Below are 24,178 nucleotides of genomic sequence, written 5' to 3'. Positions count from 1 at the left end.
CAGATCGTGCCCACAGCCATCGTCATGATCGACACCGACCAGGCCCTCATCCCCGAGGCCGCGACGAAGATCGCCGAGGTCGAGGGCGTCTCGGCCGTCTACTCGGTCACGGGCGAGGTCGACCTCATCGCGATGGTCCACGTGCAGGACCACAACCAGTTCGCCGACGTGATCGCCGACAGGATCAGCAAGGTCCCCGGCGTGCGCCGCACGCGGACCTACCTCGCCTTCCGCGAGTTCTCGAGCAGCGACCTCGACGCGGCCTTCGCCCTGGGTCTCGAAGACTGAGTCCTCGACGCACCCGGCTCAGGCCGCAGCAGCCGCCCAGCGGTCCAGGACTCCGCGGGCGCTGCCCGAGTCGATCGACTCGGCCGCGTGCCGCATCCCGGCCGTGAGCCGCTCGACGAGCGTGCCCTCCGAGGTCCCCTCGAGGCTGCCGTCCGCGACGAGCGCCGCAGCGGCGTTGAGCAGGACGGTCTCGCGCACGGGTCCCGTCGAGCCGTCGAGCAGCGCCTGGGCGACACCGGCGTTGTAGGCGGCGTCGGCCCCCCGGAGGTCGTCGACCGAGATCGCGGTGAGCCCGAGGTCTCCGACAGCGTCGAGCGTCGAGGTGGTCACGACCCCGTCGCGCACCTCCCACACGTCCGCGAGCGAGGTCGCCGCGAGCTCGTCGAGGCCGTCCTGGCCGCGGAAGACGAGCGCCTGGGTCCCCCGGCTGCCGAAGACCCCGGCGACGATGGGCGCCATCCGCGCGTCGGCGACCCCGACGGCCGTGGCACGCGGCTGCGACGGGTTCGTCAACGGACCGAGGAAGTTGAACGCCGTCGGGATCCCGAGGTCACGGCGGGCTGCGGCCGCGTGCTTCATCGACGGGTGGAACACCTGGGCGAAGCAGAAGGTGATGCCGACCTCGGAGGCGATCTCCGCGACCCGCCGTGCGGGCTGGTCGAGCCGGATGCCGAGGGCCTCGAGGACGTCGGCCGACCCCGAGGACGACGACGACGCGCGGTTGCCGTGCTTGACCACGGTGATCCCGGTCCCGGCCAGGACGATCGCGGACATGGTCGAGATGTTCACGGTGTGGGCGCGGTCGCCGCCGGTCCCGACGATGTCGAGGGTCGGCCCGTCGACACGGCACGGCACCGAGTGGTCGAGCATGGCGTCGGCGAGCCCCGTGAGCTCCGCGACGGTCTCACCCTTGGAGCGGAGCGCGACGAGGAAGCCTGCCAGCTGGACCGGGGTCGCAGCGCCAGACATCACCGAGTCCATGGCCCACGCAGTCTGGCGCGCGGAGAGGTCCTGGCCCGCGACGAGCACCGAGGTGAGGTCGGGCCACGACGACGGGACGTCGGACGACGTCGGCGTGCGGGGAGCGGAGGTCGGGCGCGGCGCGGGTGCCGCGGTCACAGGGCCGCACCGGCGACGACCTCGCCGGCCAGCACGCGACGGACCGCACGCTGGAGCTCGATCGGGTCGATGGGCCTGGGCACAGCGACGTCGGCGAGCGACCAGGACGCGAGCCAGGCGTCCTGGGGACGGCCGGTGAGCAGCAGGACCGGCGGGCACTCGAAGATCTCGTTCTTGAGCTGACGGCACACGCCCATGCCACCGGCCTTGTCGGCCTCCCCGTCGAGGATCATCAGGTCGATCCCCCCGAGGTCTGCGCGTCGGACGACCTCGGCGTGCGTGGCGACGTCGAGCCACTCGATCACGGTGCCGGCTGAGTCGGCGACCGACCCGACAGCGCCGCGGACGGTCTCGCGCACCGAGGAGTCGTCCGAGTAGAGCAGGATCGTGCGTACGGGAGCTGCGGTCGCCATGAGTCCTAGGTCCTCGCTGTCGCTGGTCGGCACCCCTGCCGACGAGCTGTCGCGCGGCCAGGATGTGGGTCTCCTGAGCATCTTGGCACGGATCCGACCCGCCGTGCGGCCCCGTTTTGGTGACAGTTGTGAACGCTCCGTCACGAGATGGCCACAGAACCGCCCGCCGTTGCAGCATTGTGAGATTCAGCGGCCTGAATCGGTGGGTCCTAGGGCCCACCATCCCCCGTTCGTCAGCCATAATGATGGGGTGTCGACTGCAACGGCTGCCCCCAGCACCCACACCCACGTCAGCGTGAACCGCCCGAACCCCGTGTCGGTCGGAACCATCGTCTGGCTCGCGAGCGAACTCATGTTCTTCGCGGGCCTCTTCGCGATGTACTTCACCATCCGGGCGACGATCTCTCCTGAGGAATGGGCGGAGGGTACCTCCCACCTCAACCTCACCTTCGCGGCGATCAACACCTCCGTCCTGGTCCTGTCATCGGTGACCTGCCAGATGGGCGTGTGGGCCGCAGAGCGGATGCAGCCGCGCCGCTCCGGCTCGATCTTCGCCGTGAACCGGTGGGGCATGAACGAGTGGATGACGCTCACCTACCTCATGGGCTCGTTCTTCGTCGCCGGTCAGATCTTCGAGTACTCGGAGCTGGTCGAGGCCGGCCTGACGATCTCGTCGAGCCCGTACGGGTCGGTCTTCTACCTCGCGACGGGGTTCCACGGCATCCACGTGGTCGGTGGGCTCATCGCCTTCTTGTTCCTGCTCGGTCGGTCCTTCACCGCCAAGAACTTCGGTCACCACGAGGCCACCACGGCGATCGTCGTGTCGTACTACTGGCACTTCGTCGACGTCGTGTGGATCGCGCTCTTCGGCGTCATCTACTTCCTCCGGTGACGACACCCTCCCCGCACCACCTGCTCCACCCTGAGAACCCCGGTCCGGCTCCCCAGCCGGCCACAGCCCCCGAACACCCATCTTGTGAGACGAGGATCCATCCGTGAAGGCACTCGCCGCCCGCCGACACCACCGGCTCACGCCGGTCGTGCTGATGCTGCTGGCGCTGCTGGTGACCGGCGGCCTGTACGCCGTCCTGTCGCCCACGTCGGCCAGCGCCGACACTGCTGCGACCACTGACATCGAAGCCGGTGAAAAACTCTTCCAGGCGAACTGCGCCACGTGCCACGGCATCAACGCCGAAGGCCGTGACGAGGTCCCCTCGCTCATCGGTGTGGGTGCAGCCTCGGTGAACTTCCAGGTGGGCACCGGCCGTATGCCGATGCAGATGAACAGCCCGCAGGCTCCGGCCAAGCCGGCCCAGTTCGACGCCGAGCAGACCAACCAGCTCGCCGCCTACGTCGCCTCGCTGGGCCCCGGCCCTGCCACGCCGACCGAGGAGCAGGTCAACCCTGAGCTCGGCGACGCGTCGAACGGCTCGGCGATCTTCCGCACCAACTGCGCCATGTGCCACAACGCCGTCGGCGCCGGTGGAGCGCTCTCCGAGGGCAAGTACGCACCCGCCCTCACGGGGACCACCCCGACGCACATCTACGAGGCCATGCTCACCGGCCCGCAGTCGATGCCCGTCTTCAACGACGCGACCATCACCCCCGAGGAGAAGCGCGACGTCATCGCGTACCTCGTCGAGCAGCGCGAGGGATCCGCCGGTGGCGCAGACCTCGGCAACCTCGGCCCTGTCAGCGAGGGCCTGTGGGTGTGGATCGTCGGCATCGGAGCCCTCATCGGGTGCGCAGTGTGGATCGGAGCAAAGTCCTCATGACCGAGCACAACTCGTCGGAGCTCACCACCTCGACCGGTGGGCAGCAGCTCGAGACCTTCCCGGACCCGGGCGTCCCGGAGCACAAGCTCCGCATGGCCGACAAGGACCCGAAGGCCGCCAAGCGCGCCGAGCGACAGACCGTGGTGCTGTTCGCGATCTCGATCCTGGGCACCATCGGCATGATCGTCGCCTTCTTCGTCTTCCGCCTCGAGGGCACGACCGAGAGCACCCGCAACGCGAACCTCGCCGTGGGTCTCGGGCTCTTCTTCGCGCTCATGGGCATCGGCCTCGCCGCCGTGCACTGGGCAAAGACCCTCATGTCCGACCACGAGCACGTCGACGAGCGCCACCCGCAGCGTGGCTCTGACGACGTCCGCGAGGCCGCGATCGCCGAGCTCAAGGCCGGCGCCGAAGACTCCGGCATCGCCCGCCGCCCTCTGCTCAAGGGCGCCGTGGTCACCGCGCTCGCACTCTTCCCGCTCACCATCGCCGTGCCGCTCGTCAGCTCGGTCGGCGGGGACTGGGACATCAGCAAGTTCAAGCACACCATCTGGAAGCGCGGCACCCGCCTCGCCATCGACCCCAACGGTCGTCTCATCAAGGCCGCTGACGTCACCATCGGCTCTGTCGTCCACGTCATCCCTGACGTGCCCGAGGAAGAGCGTCGATCGCACGAGTGGATCACGGAGAAGGCCAAAGCGGTCGTGCTCCTGGTCCGTCTCGACCCTGCAGACCTGAAAGAGTCCGAAGAGCGCAAGACGTGGTCCCACGAGGGCATCGTCGCGTACTCGAAGATCTGCACTCACGTCGGCTGCCCCGTCGCGCTCTACGAGCAGCAGACACACCACCTCCTGTGCCCGTGCCACCAGTCGACCTTCGATGTCGCCGACGGAGCAAAGGTCGTCTTCGGTCCTGCGAAGCGCCCGCTGCCCCAGCTGCCCATCGCCGTCGACGACGAGGGCTACCTCATCGCACAGGACGACTTCGACGAGCCTGTGGGCCCGAGCTACTGGGGACGCCTGAAATGACAACAACCCAAGCACCGAAGCCGGTGGCTGCGACCGCCGACTACCTCGACCAGCGCACGGGCATCTCGCACGCGGTCAAGGGGTTCGCCCGCAAGGTGTTCCCCGACCACTGGTCCTTCCTCCTGGGCGAGGTCGCCCTCTACTCCTTCGTGGTGCTTCTCATCTCGGGTGTCTTCCTGACGATGTTCTTCGTGCCCTCGATGGGCCTCGTCGAGTACCACGGCCCGTTGTCCTCGATGAGCGGCCAGCTGATGTCCGAGGCCTTCGCCTCGACGCTCAAGCTGTCCTTCGAGGTCCGCGGCGGTCTGCTGATGCGCCAGATCCACCACTGGGCTGCGCTGCTCTTCATGGCGTCGATCGTCACGCACATGATGCGCGTGTTCTTCACGGGCGCCTTCCGCAAGCCGCGTGAGCTCAACTGGATGGTCGGCTTCGTGCTGATGATCCTCGGTCTGCTCGCCGGCTTCACCGGCTACTCGCTCCCCGACGACGTGCTCTCCGGCAACGGCCTGCGCATCACCGACGGTGTCGTCAAGTCGATCCCCGTCATCGGGTCCTACCTGTCGTACTTCATCTTCGGCGGCGAGTTCCCGGGCGAGGACATCATCCCGAGGCTCTTCACGCTGCACATCCTCGTGGTGCCAGCGCTGATCCTCGCGCTGATCGGTCTCCACCTGCTGTTCGTGGTGCTGCACAAGCACACGCAGTACCCCGGTGGCGGCCGCACGAACAACAACGTGGTCGGCTTCCCGCTGTTCCCCGTCTACGTGGCCAAGGCCGGTGGTTTCTTCTTCATCGTCTTCGGCGTCATCGCCCTCATGGGTGCCACCATGGCGATCAACAACGTCTGGAACTACGGACCGTACGACCCCTCCCCCGTCGGCGCCGGTGCTCAGCCCGACTGGTACATGCTGTTCCTCGAGGGTTCGCTGCGACTCATGCCGGGCCAGCCCGAGTTCGTCATCGCCGGGTGGACGCTGTCGCTCAACGTCCTCATCCCCGCGGTGGTCATCCCCGGACTACTGTTCACCTTCCTCGCGGTGTACCCCTTCGTCGAGGCGGCCGTCACCAAGGACAAGCGCGAGCACCACGTGCTCGACCGCCCGCGCAACGTCCCGGTCCGCACCGGCCTGGGCGTCGCCTTCCTCACGGCGTTCATCATCCTGGCGCTCGCCGGGTCGAACGACCTCATCGCGACGCACTTCCACCTGTCGATCAACTCGATCACCTGGGTGTTCCGCTTCGCGTTCTTCCTCGCACCTGTCGCGGCGTTCTGGATCACGAAGCGCATCTGCCTCGGTCTCCAGCGCAAGGACCGCGAGCTCGTGCTCCACGGTCACGAGACCGGACGCATCGTCCGCTTCGCGAACGGTGAGTACATCGAGGTGCACAAGCCCCTCGACGAGCAGGAGCGGTGGCTGCGCGTCGGCTACGAGGCCAACCGTCCGCTCGAGATCGCTCCTCGTGAAGACGCACGCGGGGTGCGTCGCAAGGGCTACGCCTTCGACCGTCAGCTGCAGAAGCTCTCTGGCTTCTTCTTCGAGGACCGGGTCGAGCCCGTCACCCCGGCCGAGCTGGCGGCGGCGCACTCGCACGGTGAGCACGACCAGCTCGACTCGAGCGACTCGGCTGCCCAGCAGGACCCCGTGAGGGACGCCACTGGTCACGGAGTGGTCACGGACGAGCACAAGCACTGAAGGTACGGCACAGTAGGTGGATGGCCCGCGAACTGAAATCCCTGGTGGGAACATGTTCGCGGGCCTTCCGCGTTATGCAGTGAGTCGCGGCCCCTCGGCTGCGAACGACGTCTAGGAGGACATCGGAATGGCTGTCTACACCCTTCCTGAGCTCGGCTACGACTACGGTGCGCTCGAGCCGCACATCTCTGGTCGCATCATGGAGCTCCACCACTCCAAGCACCACCAGGCCTACGTGACCGGCGCCAACACCGCGCTCGAGAAGCTCGCGGACGCCCGCGAGAGCGGCGACCTGGCCGCGGTCAACCTCCACGAGAAGAACCTCGCGTTCAACCTCGGTGGGCACATCAACCACTCCGCCTTCTGGACGAACCTCTCCCCCGAGGGTGGCGGCGAGCCCACGGGTGACCTCGCTGAGACCATCGGCAACGACTTCGGCTCCTTCGAGGCCTTCAAGAAGCACTTCGCGGCCGTCGCCGCAGGTGTGCAGGGCTCCGGCTGGGCGATCCTCGCCTGGGACTCGATCGGCCAGAAGCTCATCATCGTCCAGCTGTACGACCAGCAGGGCAACATCCCGATGGGCCTGACCCCGATCGTCCTCCTGGACGTCTGGGAGCACGCGTACTACCTCGACTACCAGAACGTCCGTGCCGACTACGTCACGGCCTGGTGGAACCTGGTCAGCTGGGATGACGCAGCAGCACGTCTCGCGCGCGCGAAGACCCAGACCTCGGGTCTGATCGTCCCATGAGCACCACCTGAGGCGCCTCCGGGGCGCTGAAGACCACGAGAAGGCCCCGTCGGCCCCCTTCCCGCTCCTCGTCCACGAGGTGGCGGCAGGGAGCCGGCGGGGCCTTCTCGCGTCGTGGGTGGGCGGCGAGGCGTCCGTCACGGGTGCACGGCGAGGCGGCGCCCGATCAGTCGTGCGCGGCTGGCGGGCCGTCCTGCGACGCAGCAGGATCAGACTTCAGCGCTGCTCCACCGGTGAGGAGAGCGCCACCTCCCGCCGTCGTGGAACGATCTGCGGACGTCTCGGTCCCCTCCCCCGCAGGACGACCTGTCCGGGCCTGACCCACGGCATCTCCGCGTCCGGTCGAGCGTCGTCGGCGGCGGAGGATCCACAGCGCGACCGCACCGACCAGCGCCACGAGGACGAGCCAGGGCAGCAGCACCCCCAGGACGGTCGCTGCGACTGCCAGAGCCGTGACCAAGGCGTCCCAGCCCGTAGAGAGCCCGCCCAGGAACCCTGACACCTCGTCCTCGTCGGGTGCCGGCTCCTGGTCGGTCGCGTACACAGAGATCTCGAGCGTCGCCATGGACGTGAGGTCGTCGATGCCCGCCTGCTCGGTGAGCAGCTGTTCCAGCTCCGACTGGCGGGTGGTGAGCTCGCCCTCGACGGCCAGCAGGTCCGCCATGGACCCCGCGCCGGAGAGCAGCTCTTCGAGACGCGTGATGGCGACCTTCTTCGCGGAGATCCGCGTCTCGAGGTCGGCTACCTGCTTGGTCACGTCGGACGACGACAGGTCGACCTCGGTGACCTTCCCGATGCCCCTCAACGAGTCGATCATCGGCTGCACCTCGCCCGGAGGAACCCGGACCGTCAGACGCGCCTGCGCGGGCCGCGAGCCCTCTCCCTGGGACTCCGAGCGGCCGTCGAGGTATCCGCCGGCCCCCTCGACAGCTCCGGCGACGAGGTCCGCCACCGCGATCGGGTCGTCGGCTGTCAGGACGATCGTCCCGTTGACGATGACCGAGCGGTCAGCCTCGGCCCCGCCGACTGTCGCGGCGAGTGGTTCTGAGGCCGCCGCGGCAGGTTCTGCGCCGCCTGCGCTGTCAGCACCGTCCACGCTGCCCGAGCGGTCTGAGGCCGCCTGGTCGACGCTCCCCACAGTGCTCTCTGCTCCTGACGAGCAGCCCGCGAGCACCGCGGCCACCGCGAGGACTGCCACGGTCCCCCACCTGCGTCGAGGTCCGCCCTGTGCACCGCGTCGTGTCGTCATGGCGACCACACTAGAGAGCCTCGACCGCCGCGTGACCGACCTGGTCGAGAACGTTGCTCAACCGAGTCGAGACCGAGATCAGACCGGTACGTCGCGACGTGCAAGCGACGCGGTCTGCTCGACAGCACGGCCTGTCACGGGCCACCGGGGCACGAGGAAGGCCCCGGACCGTGTGGTCCGGGGCCTTGCCTGTGGTGAAGATCTGAGGTCGGCGTGAGCCTGCCAGAGAGGTGTCGATCAGTGGGCGTGCTGTCCGCGAGAGAACTCGAAGACCCAACCCACGAGCGCGAGCATCGAGAACACGACGCCGATCCCGAAGACCCACCAGCCGACGGCGAGCCCGAGGAAGCAGACACCGGCGCCAGCGGCGATCGCGAGCGGCCACCAGCTCCAGGGTGAGTACACACCCTGCTCGCCGGCGCCCTGCTCGATCTCGCCGAAGGCGTCGTCCTCCGGGCGGGGGTCCATGCGCTTGGCGGTCGCGCCGAGGTAGAAGCCGATCATGCCGACGAGGCCGATCGACAGGAACAGCCCGGTGGTGCCTACGGGCTCCCAGTCGCTCCAGAAGCCGTAGACCACGGCTACCAGGAGGAAGAAGGGGGCGAGGTAGGTGAACAGCTTGCTCTCGATCTTCATCGGGGCTCTCCTGCGTTCTCGTCTCCGGGACCGTTGATGACACGGTCCTTCGCCAGGGACTGCTGACCACGGCGGTCACCCTCACCGTAGATCTGGTCGAGGGGACCAGGGTCGACGGCGTGGTGGTCCATCGCCGCAACCTCAGGGTGGTGCAGGTCGAAGGCGGGACGCTCGGACCGGATGCGCGGCAGCGACGTGAAGTTGTGCCGCGGCGGCGGGCAGGACGTCGCCCACTCGAGCGAGGAGCCGAAGCCCCACGGGTCGTCGACCGTGACCAGCGGCGCGTTGCGCCAGGTGACGTAGACGTTCCAGAGGAAGGGCAGCGTCGAGGCCGCGAGGATGAACGAGCCGACCGTCGAGATCTGGTTCATCCAGGTGAAGCCCTCTTCAGGCATGTAGTCCGCGTAACGACGCGGCATGCCGGCGACGCCCAGCCAGTGCTGGACGAGGAAGGTCGCGTGGAACCCGACGAACAGCAGCCAGAAGTGGATCTTGCCGAGGCGCTCGTTGAGCATGCGCCCGGTGAACTTGGGCCACCAGAAGTAGAAGCCTGCGAACATCGCGAAGACGACGGTCCCGAAGACGACGTAGTGGAAGTGCGCGACCACGAAGTACGTGTCCGACACGTGGAAGTCGAGGACCGGGCTCGAGAGGATGACTCCGGTGAGACCACCGAAGAGGAAGGTCACGAGGAAGCCGATCGACCACAGCATCGGCGTCTCGAAGGTGAGCTTGCCGCGCCACATCGTGCCGATCCAGTTGAAGAACTTCACACCTGTCGGGACGGCGATCAACATCGTCATGAAGGAGAAGAACGGCAGCAGGACGGCGCCGGTGACGTACATGTGGTGAGCCCACACCGTCACGGAGAGCGCAGCGATCGCGATCGTCGCGTAGACCAGCCCCTTGTAGCCGAAGATCGGCTTGCGGCTGAAGACCGGGAAGATCTCGCTGACGATGCCGAAAAACGGCAGCGCGATGATGTACACCTCGGGGTGCCCGAAGAACCAGAAGAGGTGCTGCCAGAGGATGGCGCCACCGTTCTCCGGGTTGAAGATCTGCGCTCCGAGCCTGCGGTCGGCGCCGAGGGCGAAGAGCGCGGCGGCCAGGGGCGGGAAGGCCATGAGCACGAGGATGCTCGTCACCAGGGTGTTCCAGGTGAAGATCGGCATGCGGAACATCGTCATGCCGGGGGCGCGCATCGTGATGATCGTGGTGATGAAGTTGACGCCACCGAGGATGGTGCCGAACCCGGTCATCGCCAGGCCGAAGACCCAGAGGTCACCGCCGAGGCCCGGGCTGAACGTCGTGTTCGACAGCGGCGCGTAGGCGAACCACCCGAAGGAGGCTGCACCCTGCGGCGTGAAGAAGCCGGCCGAGGCGATGAGCCCACCGAAGAGGTAGAGCCAGTACGCGAACATGTTCAGTCGCGGGAAGGCGACGTCAGGTGCACCGATCTGCAGCGGCATGATGATGTTGGCGAAGCCGGCGAACAGCGGAGTCGCGAAGAGCAGCAGCATGATCGTGCCGTGCATGGTGAAGAGCTGGTTGTACTGCTCGTTGCTCTGCACGATCTGGATGCCGGGCTCGAAGAGCTCCGCACGGATCACCAGGGCCATGAGGCCACCGATGCAGAAGAAGACGAACGAGGTGATCAGGTACATGTACCCGATCGTCTTGTGGTCGGTCGAGGTGATCCACTTGATCACCGTGCGACCGAGGGTCTGGCGCCCCGGCGCGAGGCCGGGGATCTTCTCGACGTGAGTGTCGGTGTCGACAGCCATCAGTTCTCACCCTCCGCGGCGGCGTTGCCAGCCTCGCTCTGCTGACGGTTCAGGTCGAGCCCCAGCTGTCCGGTCTGGCCGGCCTGCTCGAGCTCTGCCATGTGGGCGTCGTACTCCTCGCGGGAGACCACGGCGACGTTGAAGAGCATCCCGGAGTGGAACTCTCCGCAGAGCTCGGCGCACTTGCCGGCGTACACACCCTCGCGGGTCGGTGTCACCTGCCAGACGTTGGTCCGGAACGGGATCATGTCCATCTTGTCGAGGAAGGCCGGGATCCAGAAGGAGTGGATGACGTCACGGGACTCGAGCTGGAACTCGACGACCTCGTTGACGGGCAGGTAGAGCGTCGGGAACTGCGAGTTGGTCCCGACACCTCCGAGCTCGTTCTCGAGGGAGCCGACGTCCTCGGCGTGCTGGCCGGTCTCGTAGACGTCGTCGTCCAGGTAGTTGAAGTCCCAGCTCCACTGCTTGCCGATCACCTGGATCGTCACGTCGGGCTCGGCGTCGGTCGCACGGACCTCGGTCATGTCGCGCTGCGTGAAGAAGAAGAGCACGCCGACCATGACGATCGGGACGAGCGTGTACATGATCTCGAGCGGCAGGTGGTACCTGGTCTGGATCGGGAGCGTGTGGTCGTCCTTGCGCTTCCGGTAGGCGACGACGCACCAGAGCATGAGAGCCCAGGTGATGATCCCGACGATCAGCGCAGCGACCCAGGAGCCCACCCACATGTCGGTGATCCGGTCGGTCTGGTTGGTCGTGGGGCCGTCGGAGTAACCCGGCAGGAAGCCACGCTGGGCTTCGGCCGAGCATCCGGACACGGCGACGGAGACGATCGCGGCAGCTATGACCAGCTTGCCGACCGTCTTTCGACTGCGGTTGGGGCGTTCCGAGCGCAAAGGGGGGCCTTTCACTTCACGTCCTGCACACCAACCGTGTTCGGGCAGCACACAGGACCTTCGTCCTCGATGACATGAAGCCTAGCCTGGACAGGGGCCTGGCAAGTCCCCGACATCGCCGTGATGACGTGTGAGACGTGGCACGAGGACCGCTTTGCTCACAGGAGTCGTCGGAGTGTCACGAACAGTGCCGTCGTGGGGCTCCGCCAGCACTCTTGACCCCGGTGGCAGGTGCCCACGACGACCCCGCCGGGCCTCGCGGGACCGGTGTCCCACGCTCGACTACCGTGGACGAGTGCCCGATGCCACCACTCCCGCTGCTCTCTCCTCTGCTCCTGGCCGCGTCCACCTCGACGCCGGCGGGAGCGCCCGCCTGCTGCCCGATGCGCACGAGGCCTTCACACGAGCACTGGCCGAAGGCTGGGCCGATCCCCGTCGGCTGCACTCGGAGGGACGCCGCGCCGCCTCCATGCTCGACGGAGCCCGCGGGGCGGTCGCCGAGGCCCTGGGCGCCCGGACCGAAGAGGTGCACTTCGCCCCCTCCCACGCGGCGGCGCAGCACGCGGCGGTCAGGGCCGTGACCCTCGGCCGCCGGAGGGTCGGCGGGTCCGTCGTGACGTCAGCGGTCGAGCGGGCCGCCGTCCTCGAGGCGTCGGGCTTCGCGGTGCGGCGGCACCGGTCCACCGTCGAGGGCTCGACCGCCGAGCACGTCTTCGTGCCGGTCGGACGCAGCGGAGCCGTCGACCTCGATGCTCTCGAGAGCGCGACGACGGCCCCCGGTGTCTCGCTCCTGGCTCTCCAGCACTCCAACGGCGAGGTCGGGACCCTCCAGCCGCTCGCCAGGGCCCACGAGGTAGCCCGCGCCGCCCGCGTCCCGCTGCTCGTCGACGCCGGCGCAGCCGTCGGCCACGTCCCCGTCGGTGACGACTGGGACGTGCTGACCGCTGATCCTGCCGACTGGGGTGGCCCGGGTGGGACCGGGGTCCTCGTCGTCCGGCAGGGCGTGCGCTGGCAGGCCGACTGGCCCGAAGACCAGGACCGTTGGTTCCCGGGCGGGACGAACGTCCCCGCCGCATTCGCGGCAGCCGTCGCACTCCAGGCGGCGACTGCAGACCGCGCCGCCCAAGACGCCCGTAGACGCGCCCTCGTGGACACGATCCGGACTCAGGTCCCGCTGCTCGTCCCGGACGTCGACCTCGTCGGCGACCCCGTCGACAGGCTCCCCCACGTCGTGACCTTCTCGTGCCTGTACGTCGACGGCGAGGCGCTCGTCGGCGAGCTGGACAGGGCGGGCTTCGCCGTCGGTTCCGGGTCGGCGTGCACGTCGAGCGCCCTCGAGCCGAGCCACGTGCTCGCGGCGATGGGATCGCTGACCCACGGCAACGTGCGGATCGCTCTCGACAGGTCCACGACTGCAGACGACGTCGACAGGTTCCTCGCTGTCCTGCCGGGGGCCGTGGCCAGGGTGCGTGCAGCGCTCGGGGTCGAGTCGCTGTGACTGACGTCAGCCAGCCCAGCGGCAGCGGCAGCGGCAGCGGCAGCGGCAGCGGCAGCGGCAGCGGCAGCGGCAGCGGCACGATGATCGTCGATGCCCGTGGGTTGCGCTGCCCGATCCCCGTCATCAGGCTGGCGAAGGCTGCGTCCACCCTCTCGCCGGGGGACCTCGTGACCGTCTGGAGCACCGACCCGGCTGCCGAGCACGACGTCCCGGCCTGGGCACGGATGCGCGGGCACACGGTGGTCGGATCGACCGTGCTCGATGAGCCTGAAGAGCCCCACAAGGGCGGGACGGCGGGAAGCCCCAGGGCAAGCCTGGACCGACCGCGTGTGCCACGGTCCGATGACGGCTCGCGCAACACCGACGAGGCAGACGCGCCGGCACCGGTCGCGACAGCGATCACCGTGCGTCTCGGCGGCTGAGCAGCGGGGGCACAGCCCAACCCTGGCCCGGCTCCGGCCAGCGCCGCCATCGAGCGGCACCGCCAGGCCGCAGAGGCGGGCGGCAGAAGGCGGGAGGCAGCACGTCCAGAGGTGACGGAGCCCGAGGGACGACGTGCCCGGGCACGACAGAGGCCCGACCCTGTCGTGAGACAGGACCGGGCCTCTCAGGTCTCTAGCGGGGCACTCGCCCCGACGACCCGCGTCAGATCAGCTGAAGGATCCGCCGCAGGCGCAGCCTTCGCCGGCGTTCGGGTTGTCGATCGTGAAGCCCTGCTTCTCGATCGTGTCCGCGAAGTCGATGGTCGCGCCCTCGAGGTACGGGACGCTCATCTTGTCGACGACGACCTCGACACCGTCGTAGTCCTTGAGGGCGTCGCCGTCGAGGACCCGCTCGTCGAAGTAGAGCTGGTAGATCAGGCCGGAGCAGCCGCCGGGCTGGACGGCGACGCGCAGACGCAGGTCGTCGCGGCCCTCCTGCTCGAGGAGCGTGCGGACCTTCTGCGCCGCGACGTCGCTCAGCAGGACGCCGTGGGTCGCTGTCTCGGTGGTCTCGCTCATGGTGTCTCCCCACAATGAAGAAAGTCTGGTGACGATCGGTCGGTGCCGGCTCTGTCGAAGCTCCGCCTCAGCGGTGCGAGCCGTCCCGCACGTGTGCCAACCTGCAGCACCGTCGGAGTATTCCCACCAGACTAAGCCCCGTGCCGCTCACTGGTCACCAGCGCGGTGCTGGCTCCCGCAGGACCGGAGGCCTCCGCATGACGCCCACGCATGACGACGGCGTCGTCGAGCGGGTCAGGGGGCGGCCCGCGACAGCATGGCGGCGGGGGTCCTGTCCAGGCACGTCGACACCGGTCAGCGACGCGCCGCCCGGGCCGGTGACCAGGACCTGGCCACCCGCCCGAGCACGTCCTCCAGGTCGACGGGCCAGGTCTCACCGTCGGCGCGGGGCCGGTCTGAGGCGACGTAGACCGCGCTGATCCCGGCAGAGGACGACTCCCTCCGGCTCATCATGCTCGTCCCCGCGACCACCACGGACGGCACGCCGACCTCGGCGGCCGCAGCCACAGCCTGCTCGGCGCCCGAACCGTGGAAGGTCGACGCGTCGAGGTGGTCGACCGTCGTCACGACGAGGTCGGCGGCCGCGGCCCGTGCCCGCAGGTCGACGGCGTCGGCGTGCACGGCAGCGCCCGGCAGCAGGCGTCCCCCGGCCAGGGCGACGAGCCATCCGGCCCCGCCGCCTGCACCTGCCCCGGGCAGACCGGTGACGTCGCGGAGGCGGGCGGGGACCGCCGCCCCGGAGCCTGCCAGGAGGTCGGGTCTGCGTGACGCGGTCTGGGCCGACCAGACGGCGTGGGCCAGCTGACCGACAGCCCGCTCCAGCTGCTGGGCGTCGGCGGGCGTCAGGGCACCCACCTCTCCCGCGGCAGCGCTCGCCCCGTGCAGCCCGAGGAGCGGGAGGTCGTCGGCACAGGCTCCGACGAGGTCGACACGCGCGAGGAGCCCGAGGGCATCGGTGAGCCCGGCCAGGTGGTCGGGGGTGAGGTCCTCGGCCTGACGGGGCTCACCGGTCTCGTCGGTCTGCCGGGTCCCGCCAGTCTGGCCGGTGTCGCCGTCCGGGCTGATCGGGTCGGTCTCGTCGATCCCGGCGGTCGGGTCACCGGGGGCCAGCAGACGCCGCCCCTCGAGCCCCGCGACACCGAGTGCGAGGAGCAGCCCGAGCCCGGCATCAGGGACGATGCAGCGGTCCGGGCCGACGAGCCCGAGGACGATCCTCGACGCGCCTGCGCCGACTGCCGCGATCAGCTGCTCCCCTACCCCGGAGGTCCCATCCCCGTGGACGAGCGCGGCAGAGGTGTCGACGTAGGCGGTCGTACCGACGAGCACGACGCCCGGCGCGAGCCAGACGACCGGGTCCGCAGGCTGCGGCTGTCGTTCGCGACGCACCGTCTCCGCCCGGCGTCCGACGAGCGTCGCGAATCCCGGACCTCCGGACGAGAGCTCGCAGAGGTCGACTGCGTCGTGCGGCGCCGCAGCGGTCCAGGCGCTCAGGAGCCTCGATCCGGCTGCACTCTCGGCAGAGCTCGCGACCGGAGCCTCGGCAGCGTTCTCGACAAGGCTCACGACGGGGCTCACGACGCAGGGAGCCAGCAGGACGTCCATGTCCACATCCTGCCCTGCCGGACGGTCCCTGCCCTGCACGCTGTGAGATCATGGACGACGTGAGCACACTGCTGAACGCAACCTTCTCCGAGCCGGCACCCTCACCCGCGCTGCTGCTGCTCGGACAGGGCAAGGACCTCGCCTCCGAGCGCGGTGTCGAGTGCGCCGGGGCCCTGCCTGCGGCGAGCGACCCAGACCTCGTCGAACGCGCCCGAGCCGCCCGCGCGGCACTCGGCGACCGAGCCTTCATCCTGGGCCACCACTACCAGCGCGACGAGGTCATCGACTTCGCCGACGTCACCGGTGACTCCTTCAAGCTCGCACGCGAGGCCGCCGCCCGGCCCGACGCCGAGTTCATCATCTTCTGCGGCGTGCACTTCATGGCCGAGAGCGCGGACATCCTCACCTCGGACGACCAGACGGTGATCCTCCCCGACCTCGCCGCCGGGTGCTCCATGGCTGACATGGCCGCGATCAACCAGGTCGAGGAGTGCTGGGAGGTCCTCCAGGACGCCGGCATCGCCGACCAGACCCTCCCCGTCACGTACATGAACTCGACCGCGGCCATCAAGGCCTTCACGGGTCGCCACGCGGGCACCGTCTGCACGTCCTCCAACGCCGAGGTCGCGCTGCGCTGGGCCTTCGACCAGGTAGGTGGCGTCGAGGGCACCGGCAAGGTGCTCTTCATGCCCGACCAGCACCTCGGACGCAACACCGCGATCCTCAAGCTCGGCATGTCCCCCGAGGAGTGCGTGGTCTTCGACCCCCGCAAGCCTGGTGGCGGACTGACCACCCAGCAGCTGCGCGACGCGCGCATGATCTTGTGGCGCGGCCACTGCTCGGTCCACGGCCGGTTCAGCGAGAAGAACGTCACGGACATCCGCGCCGCCGTCCCCGGCATCAACGTGCTCGTGCACCCCGAGTGCAAGAACGAGGTCGTCGTCGCGGCAGACCTCGTCGGGTCGACCGAGTTCATCATCCAGACCCTCGACGCCGCCGAGCCCGGCTCGTCGTGGGCCATCGGCACCGAGCTCAACCTCGTGCGCCGTGTCGCCGCGGCGCACCCGGACAAGAACGTGCACTACCTCGACTCCACGGTGTGCTTCTGCTCGACGATGAACCGCATCGACCTCCCCCACCTCGTGTGGACCATGGAGTCGCTCGTGGCCGGCCGCGTGGTCAACCCGATCGTCGTCGACTCCGACGACGCCCACTGGGCCAAGGTGGCCCTCGACCAGATGCTCGCGCTGCCCGGGCTCTGAGCGGCCGTCATCGCTGACATCCCCACAGGTTTGCGCCACAGCACGACGAGCCAAGCGCAGCCAGGCCACGGGGTATCGGACGTGCAGACGAGGATAGGACAGACGTCCCAGAACGACACGTCCCCGGCCACGTAATCTTCCAGAACTTCGGCATGCCGTCCCCGCGCGTGCCCACCATCTGGGAGCCACGACGTGACCGACGCACCGCAGACCATGGACACGCCACGAGATGCTCGTGCGAGGGCGAAGGCCGAGAAGGCCTACAAGAAGGCCTCGCGCCAGAAGCGCTTCGTGCTCTTGCTGATCTTGATCGTGATCATCGCCATCTGGGCTGCGTCGCAGTCTGGTAGCGACAGCCCGTCGACGCCCGCGCAGCCTTCCTCAGCTGCTGAGCCTTCGACTGGAGAGACCGCCGCAGAGGCTCCAGCGGCACCCGAGCCCGGCAGCGCCGAGTCCGACGTCGTCGTCACCAGCTGCGACGTGGGCGACTTCGACATGGTGACGTCCACCCTGACCGTGACGAACTCGACCGACGAGCTCGCGTCCTACCTCATCACGATCTCGGCCAACGGCCCGGACGGCAACAGGGTGGTCGAGCTGACCGCGGCGGCGAACTCGATCGGAGCTGGTCAGTCTGCCTCGGTCGACGCACTCGGGTCCGCCACAGGTGTCAGCGGAGAGCTGACCTGCGTGGTGGCCGATGTGACACGCTTCAACAGCTGACACCACTCCCACCGTCGAGCCACCAGGTCGCCCTGAGGATCAGAGCCCGCGGTCGTCGATCTGCGTCACGCCCCGAGGACGGGTCATGCCGGCGATTCGCCGTCGAGCCAGGTTCTCGCTGGAAGCCTGAGGCGGCCGTCTGCGTCCATGGTCCGCCGTAGTAGCGTGACCGGGTGACTCGCCAGATCCAGCTCGCTCTCGCCACCTTCCGTCCTCGCCGGGCGATCCCCGGCCAGACAGTCCTCGATCCCTCCGTCACCCGCACCCGGGTCAGGCTCGGGGACCTCGACATCTATCGCCACGTCAACAACGCCGTGTACCTCAACATGATGGACACCGGGCGCAGCAACCTGCTCGCCGACTGCGGCGGCATGCCGCTGCTCAACGAGCGTGGCTGGTACCCGGTCGTGGCCGCGTCGACCGTCAAGTACCGCCGGTCGCTCACCCTCGGGCAGCGCGTCGAGATCACCAGCCGGGTCCTCGGCTGGGACCCCCGTATCGCCTACCTCGAGCAGGTCGTCACCACCGGCGGGCAGCTCGCCGCCCGCGGCATCGTGGCTGGGCGGTTCCTGTCCAAGACCGGGGACCGCGTCCCCGCACCCGACGTCGTGGCCCTGCTCGGCGGTCCTGAGACCAGCCCGGAGCTGCCCGAGGACGTCGCCGCCTGGGCGCGAGCGATGGACGTCGCGCACCGCGCCTGACGACGAGACGGTCGGCAGTGCACCGTACGGATGACTCCGGCACGAACGCCCTCCAGCGGGGCTGAAGACCGGCCGGACCGTGCTGTGCGGAGCAGCCGTCGGGCCACGCCGCCATCTCGCATGCCGCACGCAGAGAGCCGCCGCCCCAGACGGGGACGGCGGCTCTCGGCGTGAGACCGACAGGTGGTCGGCCTCTCAGCGGTCTCAGCCCTGCGCGAGCCCGTCGAGCAGGAGGGCCTCGGCGAGGACGACCTTCTCGAGCTCGCCGAGGTGCACGGACTCGTCCGCGCCGTGGGCGCGGGAGTCCGGGTCTTCGACGCCTGTCACGAGGATCGCGGCGTCCGGGAAGACCTCGAGCAGGTCGGCGATGAACGGGATGGATCCGCCGATGCCGATGTCGACGGGCGGGACGCCCCACGCCTGCTCGAATGCTGCCCGGGCGGCGCGCATCGCTGCCGAGTCGGCGGGCGCCTGGAAGGGCTTGCCGAGCTCGCCGTCACGGACGACGACCTTCGCGCCGAGCGGCGCGTTGTCGAGCAGGTGGGTGCGCAGCGCGTCGAGCGCGGCCTCCGGGTCCTGCCCGGCGGCGATGCGCAGCGACAGCTTCGCGGTCGCCTTGGGGGCGATGGTGTTGGAGGACAGCGCGACCGTCGGGGCGTCGAAGCCGATGACCGAGAGGGCGGGCTTGGTCCACAGGCGGGAGGAGATCGGTCCGGTGCCCGCGAGCTGTACGCCGTCGAGCAGACCGGAGTCGGCGCGGAAGTCGGCCTCGTCGTAGTCGACCGTCGGGTCGGGCGCGTGGGCCAGACCCGCGACGGCGACGTCGCCTGCGTCGTCGTGCAGGGTCGAGATGAGGCGCGACAGCAGCGTGATGGCGTCGAGGACGGGACCGCCGAACATCCCAGAGTGGACCGCGTGCGAGAGGACCGACAGCTCGACCTCGCAGTCGACGAGCCCACGGAGCGAGGTGGTGAGGCCGGGGACGCCGACCTTCCAGTTGGAGGAGTCCGCGACGACGATCACGTCGGCGCGCAGCAGCTCTGCGTGCTCGGCCAGGAACTCACCGAAGTACGGCGAGCCGATCTCTTCTTCACCCTCGACGAAGACTGTGACGCCGACAGCGAGGTCGTCGCCGAGCGCCCGCAGTGCGCCGAGGTGCGCGACGATGCCGGCCTTGTCGTCAGCGGCGCCGCGTCCGTAGAGGCGTCCGTCGCGCTCGGTCGGCACGAAGGGGTCGGTGGCCCAGGACGCCGCGTCGCCCGGAGGCTGGACGTCGTGGTGCGCGTAGAGCAGGACCGTCGGGGCGCCGGCAGGAGCCGCACGCCGCGCGACGACGGCAGGTCGGCTCTCGCCCGAGGTGAGGATCTGCACCTCGTCGAGGCCGGCACCGCGCAGGAGCTCGGCGACAGCCTCGGCGCTCGACGCGACGTGCGCCTGGTCGAAGGCGGGCGCGGAGACGCTCGGGATGCGCACGAGCGCCTCGAGGTCGGCGCGCAGCGCGGGGAAGAGGTCGTGGACACGGGACCGGAGGTCGTCAGGAAGAGTCACCTGAGCACCGTATCGCGACTGAGGCAGCAACCCGGAGTCAGGCCCGGGCGCCTGTGGACGAGGAGCTTGCGCACCCACCTGGGCACGGGCCGGGCGCCGCTCCGACGCACGGTGACCAGGACGAAGGGTCCGCGCCACGAGGCGTGCTCGAACCGCGTGACCGGTCGACTAAGATCGTTGCGTGTTCTCACGTAGCAAGTCTTCAGACGACGCCGTCCCGCCCACCGACGTGGCAGCTGCCGCCGAGGCGATCGAGCAGGCCAAGAAGGGCCGCCCGACGCCCAAGCGCAAGGTGTCCGAGGCCGCGAACAAGCGTCCTCTGGTCCCGGACGACCGCCGCGCAGCCGCGAAGGCCGCCCGCGCGAAGCAGCGTGCCGCCCGCGACGTCGAGTACCAGGCGATGAAGACCGGTGACGAGAAGCACCTCCCCTACCGCGACCGTGGGCCGGTCAAGCGCTACGTGCGCGACGTCGTCGACGCCCGTCGTAACGTCGCCGAGTACTTCTTGTTCCTGGCTCTCGCCTTCCTCGTCGTGACTCTCTTCGGCAACCAGATCCCTGAGCTCGCGCTCTTCGCGATCCTCGCCGTGTACATCGTGGTGATCGTCGCGATCGCCGACACCTTCATCATGTGGCGCGCCCTGAAGAAGCGACTGATCGCGAAGTTCGGCGAGAACGTCGAGCTGCGCGGGATCGGCCGCTACGCCGCGATGCGCGCCTTCCAGATCCGCCGGGCCCGTCTGCCCAAGCCGATGGTCAAGCACGGGCAGTACCCCGCCTGACCTGCGCACGCCTCATGGGCGCGTCTGCTGATCCACCCGACACCGGTCGCTCGTCTCGAGCGGCCGGTGTCGTACGTCACGGATAGTGTGGACGGATGGTCAACTATCGATACCTCGGCAACTCCGGTCTGAAGATCTCGGAGATCACCTACGGCAACTGGCTCACCCACGGCTCACAGGTCGAGAACGACGCGGCCACGGCCTGCGTCCGTGCGGCGCTCGACGCCGGCATCTCGACCTTCGACACCGCAGACGTCTACGCGAACACGAAGGCCGAGCAGGTCCTCGGCGACGCGCTCAAGGGCGAGCGTCGCGAGTCGCTCGAGATCTTCACGAAGGTCTACTGGCCCACAGGCCCCGGCGGCCCCAACGACACGGGGCTCTCTCGCAAGCACATCATGGAGTCGATCAACGGCTCGCTCACCCGCCTCGGGACCGACTACGTCGACCTGTACCAGGCGCACCGCTTCGACACCGAGACCCCCCTCGAGGAGACGATGCAGGCCTTCGCCGACATCGTCCGTCAGGGCAAGGCCCTGTACATCGGTGTCAGCGAGTGGACCGCCGACCAGATCCGCGCGGGCCACGCCCTGTCGAAGGAGCTCGGCTTCCAGCTGATCTCCTCCCAGCCCCAGTACTCGATGCTGTGGCGTGTCATCGAGGACGAGGTCGTGCCGACGTCGGCCGAGCTCGGTATCTCGCAGATCGTCTGGTCCCCCGTGGCCCAGGGTGTGCTCACCGGCAAGTACGCGCCGGGGGCCGAGCTCCCCGCCGGCTCGCGCGCCACAGACGAGAAGGGCGGCGCGAACATGATCAAGCGCTTCCTGGACGACGACGTGCTGCGCCGCGTGCAGGAGCTCAAGCCTGTCGCGGACGAGCTCGACCTCTCCCTCGCGCAGCTCGCCGTCGCGTGGGTGCTGCAGAACAAGAACGTCGCCGCAGCCCTCATCGGGGCCTCGCGTCCCGAGCAGGTCGCGGAGAACGTCAAGGCCTCCGGGGTGGTCATCCCCGACGAGCTGCTGACGAAGATCGACACGATCCTCGGGAACGTCGTCGAGCGCGACGCGAGCAAGACCGCCGAGACCGCACCGAAGGGCCGCGTCGCCTGACGCAGCACCCTGGAGCATGACGAGGCCCGGTCGGGCGGTGATCGCTCACCGCTCGACCGGGCCTCGTGCTCTCGCTGGTCGGTCCTCAGAAGCTTCTGGGCCGGTCCCTCAGACCTCGCTCGACAGCCTCACAGCAGGAGCAGCAGGCCGCCCCTCGTTGAGCAGCACCGCCGCCGCGACGCCAGAGCCCGCAAGCTCGCGCCAGCCCTGACCGAGCCATTGCTCGGCGTCGAACTGGTTGGTGAACACGGGGCTGATGGGCGCGTCGGCCGGCTGACCGTCGGCGCCCTGGAAGGTCCAGGTCCACTGGGGTGTCGTCATCGGACGAGCTCCTTGTTGATCCGGCGAGCCCAGAACGGACCCTCGTAGATGAACGCCGTGTACCCCTGCGTGAGGTTCGCACCGGCGTCGAGGTACGCCTGCGCGTCGGCGGGTGTCGTGATGCCTCCCACCCCGATGATCACCGGTCGCGAGCCGAGACGCTCGCGCAGACGCGCGACCACCTCGAGACCACGGGCCAGCAGCGGCCGCCCGGAGAGGCCACCCTCGCCGAGGTCGTGCGAGATCGTCGTGTTGACCGCGACCACACCGTCGAGCCCGAGCTCGAGGGCGAGGTCCGCCACGGCGTCGACGTCGTCGTCGGCCAGGTCGGGCGCGATCTTGACGAGCAGCGGGATCCGAGGCCGCCCTGCAGCAGCCGTGGCGGTGTCGGCCGCCTCACGGACCGCGACGAGGATCGGGCGCAGCGCGTCGACCGACTGGAGGTCGCGCAGGCCCGGTGTGTTCGGCGAGGACACGTTCACGACCAGGTAGTCGGCCCACGGCGCGAGCAGGCTCGCGCTCGTCGCGTAGTCGCCCGCAGCCTCGGCCGCGGGCGTCACCTTCGTCTTGCCGATGTTGGCCCCGACGAAGATCGCGCGGCCTGCACGGGTCGAGCGCAGCTTCTCGAGCCTGGCCGCGGCCGCCGCCGCACCCTCGTTGTTGAAGCCCATCCGGTTGCGCACACCGCCGAGGTCGATCTCCCGCCACAGCCGCGGACGCTCGTTGCCGGGCTGCGCGTGAGCGGTCACGGTCCCGATCTCGACAAATCCGAAGCCGAGCATCGTCAGACCCTGCACAGCCTCGGCGTTCTTGTCGAAGCCCCCGGCGACACCGAAGGGTGCCGGGACACGACGTCCGAAGACCTCGACCCCCGGCCCCTGGAGGAACGGTGCGAGAGCACCCTGGACCACGCTCGAGAGCACGGGGGTCCGGCCGACGAGCGAGATCGCCCGGAACGCCAGGTGGTGCGCCTGCTCGGGGTCCATCCGGCGGAAGACCGTGCGGAAGATGAAGGGGTAGATCATGACGTGCGGTGCTCCTCAGGTGGCGGTGCAGGACTCAGGCAGCGGGGGGTGCAGAGGTGTGCGGGGCAGGGCGCGTGCGCCACAGCCAGAAGAGGCCGACGAGCGGGAGGACCAGGGGCACGTAGCCGTAGCCCTGACCAAAACCGGACCACACCGTCGCGTCGGGGAAGTCTCCGGCGTCGACGATCGTGAGGATGCCGACGGTGAGCACCCCGACGAGCTCGACCGACACCGTGACCCAGGCGACGGTGCGCCAGCGGCCGGTGCCCTTCGCGAGGGCGACCGTCGCGACGACGTAGACGATGCCGGCGAGCAGCGAGAGCGAGTACGCGACAGGCGCCTCAGAGCCCTGCGCCACGAGCTGGTAGGCACCGCGGACCGTCGCGGCGAGCGCCAGGATCCCGTAGACGGCGACGAGCAGCCGCCCGAAACCTGAGCTGGTGCGGGGGGCCGAGCCGCTGGGGGCGTCCGTCCGGTCGAGGTCCACGTTCTTCTCTCTTCTCGTGCGGTCTGGTCGAGCGTGCTCGGGTCGTGCTCGGGTCGTGCGGGTGATGGTCGGCAGGGGGGCACGACGCGGGCCTGCGTGCTGGAGAGGGCCGCGCGTCAGCGCTCCCAGATCTGGACGAGCCTGTACTCCAGGAAGATCACCGTGACGGCAGCCAGCACCATGACGACCGAGCTCCAGCGGCTGCGCTCGGCGAAGGCCCAGGCGGCCGCGAAGGGCAGGATCAGCAGGACCGTGACGAGATAACCCCACAGCTCGCCGACGTCGGAGTGGCCGTCACCGGTGACCAGCAGCACCGCGGCGGCGATCGTCTGCAGGAGCAGCAGCCCCTCGACCACGGCCGCACCCCAGAGCTGCTTGAGGATCACCGCGCGGTCGCGCAGCACGAACCACGCGGCCCACAGACCGAGGGCCGACGAGGCGGCGACGACGAGGACGGTGAGGGGCGTGAGCACAGGTCGAG

General features: G+C 69.2%; 26 protein-coding genes. 13 read left to right on the top strand and 13 right to left on the bottom strand.

Translation table 11 applies throughout. The features are described 5' to 3' along the window. The first annotated feature begins 6 nt into the window (after positions 1-6). The gene (locus tag SANBI_RS07485) at positions 7-288 is read left to right on the top strand and encodes an Lrp/AsnC family transcriptional regulator (RefSeq protein WP_012866578.1); all 282 of its coding nucleotides are present in this window, start codon (positions 7-9) and stop codon (positions 286-288) included. 18 nt (positions 289-306) lie between these two features. Here the strand turns inward: SANBI_RS07485 and trpD are convergent, their stop codons facing one another. Together trpD and SANBI_RS07475 are read right to left on the bottom strand one after the other, a co-directional pair. Then, positions 307-1,317 (bottom strand): anthranilate phosphoribosyltransferase, encoded by a 1,011-nt coding sequence (gene trpD, locus SANBI_RS07480; protein WP_319161214.1) that lies wholly within the window; start codon positions 1,315-1,317, stop codon positions 307-309. A gap of 86 nt (positions 1,318-1,403) precedes the next feature. Beyond that, positions 1,404-1,820 carry a response regulator transcription factor gene (locus SANBI_RS07475; protein ID WP_179912765.1) on the bottom strand — a complete coding sequence of 139 codons (417 nt, stop codon included), beginning with the start codon at positions 1,818-1,820 and terminating at the stop codon, positions 1,404-1,406. Between the two features lie 250 nt (positions 1,821-2,070). On the opposite strand from SANBI_RS07475, the gene ctaE reads away from it, so the two are divergent. The 5 genes from ctaE (at position 2,071) to SANBI_RS07450 (ending at position 7,071) form a co-directional block, all read left to right on the top strand. Continuing rightward, positions 2,071-2,712, top strand: coding sequence for an aa3-type cytochrome oxidase subunit III (gene ctaE, locus SANBI_RS07470; RefSeq protein ID WP_319160439.1), 642 nt, complete (start codon positions 2,071-2,073; stop codon positions 2,710-2,712). Positions 2,713-2,815: 103 nt separating this feature from the next. Continuing rightward, the gene (gene qcrC / locus SANBI_RS07465) at positions 2,816-3,595 is read left to right on the top strand and encodes a cytochrome bc1 complex diheme cytochrome c subunit (protein ID WP_056132109.1); all 780 of its coding nucleotides are present in this window, start codon (positions 2,816-2,818) and stop codon (positions 3,593-3,595) included. Further along, positions 3,592-4,623, top strand: a complete 1,032-nt coding sequence (qcrA, locus tag SANBI_RS07460) for a cytochrome bc1 complex Rieske iron-sulfur subunit (RefSeq protein ID WP_319160437.1) — start codon at positions 3,592-3,594, stop codon at positions 4,621-4,623. Before qcrC ends, qcrA begins: the two co-directional genes overlap by 4 nt. After that, positions 4,620-6,320: a cytochrome bc1 complex cytochrome b subunit gene (qcrB, locus tag SANBI_RS07455; RefSeq protein WP_319160434.1), complete on the top strand. Its 1,701-nt coding sequence runs from the start codon at positions 4,620-4,622 to the stop codon at positions 6,318-6,320. Before qcrA ends, qcrB begins: the two co-directional genes overlap by 4 nt. Positions 6,321-6,447: 127 nt before the next feature. Next, the gene (locus SANBI_RS07450) at positions 6,448-7,071 is read left to right on the top strand and encodes a superoxide dismutase (RefSeq protein WP_056132101.1); all 624 of its coding nucleotides are present in this window, start codon (positions 6,448-6,450) and stop codon (positions 7,069-7,071) included. A 166-nt stretch (positions 7,072-7,237) separates the two neighbouring features. Here the strand turns inward: SANBI_RS07450 and SANBI_RS07445 are convergent, their stop codons facing one another. From SANBI_RS07445 to ctaC, 4 genes are all read right to left on the bottom strand, one after another. Continuing rightward, positions 7,238-8,320, bottom strand: a complete 1,083-nt coding sequence (locus SANBI_RS07445) for a DUF4349 domain-containing protein (protein WP_319160431.1) — start codon at positions 8,318-8,320, stop codon at positions 7,238-7,240. A gap of 237 nt (positions 8,321-8,557) precedes the next feature. Further along, positions 8,558-8,956, bottom strand: coding sequence for a cytochrome c oxidase subunit 4 (locus SANBI_RS07440; protein WP_319160429.1), 399 nt, complete (start codon positions 8,954-8,956; stop codon positions 8,558-8,560). Further along, positions 8,953-10,740 carry an aa3-type cytochrome oxidase subunit I gene (ctaD, locus tag SANBI_RS07435; RefSeq protein ID WP_319160427.1) on the bottom strand — a complete coding sequence of 596 codons (1,788 nt, stop codon included), beginning with the start codon at positions 10,738-10,740 and terminating at the stop codon, positions 8,953-8,955. The genes SANBI_RS07440 and ctaD overlap by 4 nt, the downstream gene beginning before the upstream one ends. Further along, positions 10,740-11,639 (bottom strand): aa3-type cytochrome oxidase subunit II, encoded by a 900-nt coding sequence (ctaC, locus tag SANBI_RS07430; RefSeq protein ID WP_056132090.1) that lies wholly within the window; start codon positions 11,637-11,639, stop codon positions 10,740-10,742. The genes ctaD and ctaC overlap by 1 nt, the downstream gene beginning before the upstream one ends. Before the next feature lie 295 nt (positions 11,640-11,934). On the opposite strand from ctaC, the gene SANBI_RS07425 reads away from it, so the two are divergent. Together SANBI_RS07425 and SANBI_RS07420 are read left to right on the top strand one after the other, a co-directional pair. After that, entirely contained in the window at positions 11,935-13,137 is a 1,203-nt protein-coding gene (locus SANBI_RS07425) for a cysteine desulfurase family protein (RefSeq protein ID WP_319160425.1), read from the top strand. Further along, positions 13,134-13,559 carry a sulfurtransferase TusA family protein gene (locus SANBI_RS07420; RefSeq protein ID WP_319160423.1) on the top strand — a complete coding sequence of 142 codons (426 nt, stop codon included), beginning with the start codon at positions 13,134-13,136 and terminating at the stop codon, positions 13,557-13,559. Before SANBI_RS07425 ends, SANBI_RS07420 begins: the two co-directional genes overlap by 4 nt. A 228-nt stretch (positions 13,560-13,787) precedes the next feature. On the opposite strand, the gene erpA is transcribed toward SANBI_RS07420, so the two are convergent. Together erpA and SANBI_RS07410 are read right to left on the bottom strand one after the other, a co-directional pair. Beyond that, entirely contained in the window at positions 13,788-14,138 is a 351-nt protein-coding gene (erpA, locus tag SANBI_RS07415) for an iron-sulfur cluster insertion protein ErpA (protein WP_012866564.1), read from the bottom strand. 294 nt (positions 14,139-14,432) lie between these two features. Next, the gene (locus SANBI_RS07410) at positions 14,433-15,740 is read right to left on the bottom strand and encodes a glycerate kinase (protein WP_319160420.1); all 1,308 of its coding nucleotides are present in this window, start codon (positions 15,738-15,740) and stop codon (positions 14,433-14,435) included. Between the two features lie 50 nt (positions 15,741-15,790). Here SANBI_RS07410 and nadA point away from each other — a divergent pair, with 50 nt between their 5' ends. From nadA to SANBI_RS07395, 3 genes are all read left to right on the top strand, one after another. Next, the gene (nadA, locus tag SANBI_RS07405) at positions 15,791-17,002 is read left to right on the top strand and encodes a quinolinate synthase NadA (protein ID WP_319160418.1); all 1,212 of its coding nucleotides are present in this window, start codon (positions 15,791-15,793) and stop codon (positions 17,000-17,002) included. Between the two features lie 192 nt (positions 17,003-17,194). Continuing rightward, entirely contained in the window at positions 17,195-17,725 is a 531-nt protein-coding gene (locus tag SANBI_RS07400; RefSeq protein ID WP_319160416.1) for a hypothetical protein, read from the top strand. Positions 17,726-17,898: 173 nt separating this feature from the next. Continuing rightward, a complete protein-coding gene (locus SANBI_RS07395) occupies positions 17,899-18,426 on the top strand; it encodes an acyl-CoA thioesterase (protein ID WP_179912770.1) in 528 nt (175 codons plus the stop codon). Positions 18,427-18,630: 204 nt separating this feature from the next. Here SANBI_RS07395 and SANBI_RS07390 read toward each other — a convergent pair whose 3' ends face one another. Then, positions 18,631-19,974, bottom strand: a complete 1,344-nt coding sequence (locus SANBI_RS07390) for a dipeptidase (RefSeq protein ID WP_319160414.1) — start codon at positions 19,972-19,974, stop codon at positions 18,631-18,633. Positions 19,975-20,155: 181 nt separating this feature from the next. Between SANBI_RS07390 and SANBI_RS07385 the strand changes: the two genes are divergently transcribed. Further along, positions 20,156-20,755 (top strand): DUF3043 domain-containing protein, encoded by a 600-nt coding sequence (locus SANBI_RS07385; protein ID WP_319160411.1) that lies wholly within the window; start codon positions 20,156-20,158, stop codon positions 20,753-20,755. Positions 20,756-20,850: 95 nt separating this feature from the next. Further along, positions 20,851-21,864, top strand: coding sequence for an aldo/keto reductase family protein (locus SANBI_RS07380; RefSeq protein WP_319160408.1), 1,014 nt, complete (start codon positions 20,851-20,853; stop codon positions 21,862-21,864). 108 nt (positions 21,865-21,972) lie between these two features. Here SANBI_RS07380 and SANBI_RS07375 read toward each other — a convergent pair whose 3' ends face one another. From SANBI_RS07375 to SANBI_RS07360, 4 genes are all read right to left on the bottom strand, one after another. Continuing rightward, the gene (locus tag SANBI_RS07375; protein WP_319160407.1) at positions 21,973-22,185 is read right to left on the bottom strand and encodes a hypothetical protein; all 213 of its coding nucleotides are present in this window, start codon (positions 22,183-22,185) and stop codon (positions 21,973-21,975) included. Further along, positions 22,182-23,210: a quinone-dependent dihydroorotate dehydrogenase gene (locus tag SANBI_RS07370; RefSeq protein WP_319160404.1), complete on the bottom strand. Its 1,029-nt coding sequence runs from the start codon at positions 23,208-23,210 to the stop codon at positions 22,182-22,184. The genes SANBI_RS07375 and SANBI_RS07370 overlap by 4 nt, the downstream gene beginning before the upstream one ends. Before the next feature lie 34 nt (positions 23,211-23,244). Then, a complete protein-coding gene (locus tag SANBI_RS07365; RefSeq protein WP_319160401.1) occupies positions 23,245-23,697 on the bottom strand; it encodes a hypothetical protein in 453 nt (150 codons plus the stop codon). A 116-nt stretch (positions 23,698-23,813) separates the two neighbouring features. Beyond that, entirely contained in the window at positions 23,814-24,170 is a 357-nt protein-coding gene (locus SANBI_RS07360) for a hypothetical protein (protein WP_056132059.1), read from the bottom strand. Positions 24,171-24,178 lie beyond the last annotated feature (8 nt).

The organism is Sanguibacter biliveldensis, from assembly GCF_033798665.1.
GTDB classification, from domain to species: domain Bacteria; phylum Actinomycetota; class Actinomycetes; order Actinomycetales; family Cellulomonadaceae; genus Sanguibacter; species Sanguibacter inulinus.
This window is presented reverse-complemented; position numbering and strand designations above follow the sequence as displayed.

Coding starts and splice junctions, on each gene's coding strand:
- SANBI_RS07370 (WP_319160404.1), bottom strand. CDS start 23,210: ATGATCTACCCCTTCATCTTCCGCACGGTCTTCCGCCGGATGGACCCC.
- qcrA (WP_319160437.1), top strand. CDS start 3,592: ATGACCGAGCACAACTCGTCGGAGCTCACCACCTCGACCGGTGGGCAG.
- nadA (WP_319160418.1), top strand. CDS start 15,791: ATGGACGACGTGAGCACACTGCTGAACGCAACCTTCTCCGAGCCGGCA.
- SANBI_RS07450 (WP_056132101.1), top strand. CDS start 6,448: ATGGCTGTCTACACCCTTCCTGAGCTCGGCTACGACTACGGTGCGCTC.
- SANBI_RS07475 (WP_179912765.1), bottom strand. CDS start 1,820: ATGGCGACCGCAGCTCCCGTACGCACGATCCTGCTCTACTCGGACGAC.
- qcrB (WP_319160434.1), top strand. CDS start 4,620: ATGACAACAACCCAAGCACCGAAGCCGGTGGCTGCGACCGCCGACTAC.
- erpA (WP_012866564.1), bottom strand. CDS start 14,138: ATGAGCGAGACCACCGAGACAGCGACCCACGGCGTCCTGCTGAGCGAC.
- ctaD (WP_319160427.1), bottom strand. CDS start 10,740: ATGGCTGTCGACACCGACACTCACGTCGAGAAGATCCCCGGCCTCGCG.
- SANBI_RS07375 (WP_319160407.1), bottom strand. CDS start 22,185: ATGACGACACCCCAGTGGACCTGGACCTTCCAGGGCGCCGACGGTCAG.
- SANBI_RS07440 (WP_319160429.1), bottom strand. CDS start 8,956: ATGAAGATCGAGAGCAAGCTGTTCACCTACCTCGCCCCCTTCTTCCTC.
- SANBI_RS07445 (WP_319160431.1), bottom strand. CDS start 8,320: ATGACGACACGACGCGGTGCACAGGGCGGACCTCGACGCAGGTGGGGG.
- SANBI_RS07410 (WP_319160420.1), bottom strand. CDS start 15,740: ATGGACGTCCTGCTGGCTCCCTGCGTCGTGAGCCCCGTCGTGAGCCTT.
- SANBI_RS07380 (WP_319160408.1), top strand. CDS start 20,851: ATGGTCAACTATCGATACCTCGGCAACTCCGGTCTGAAGATCTCGGAG.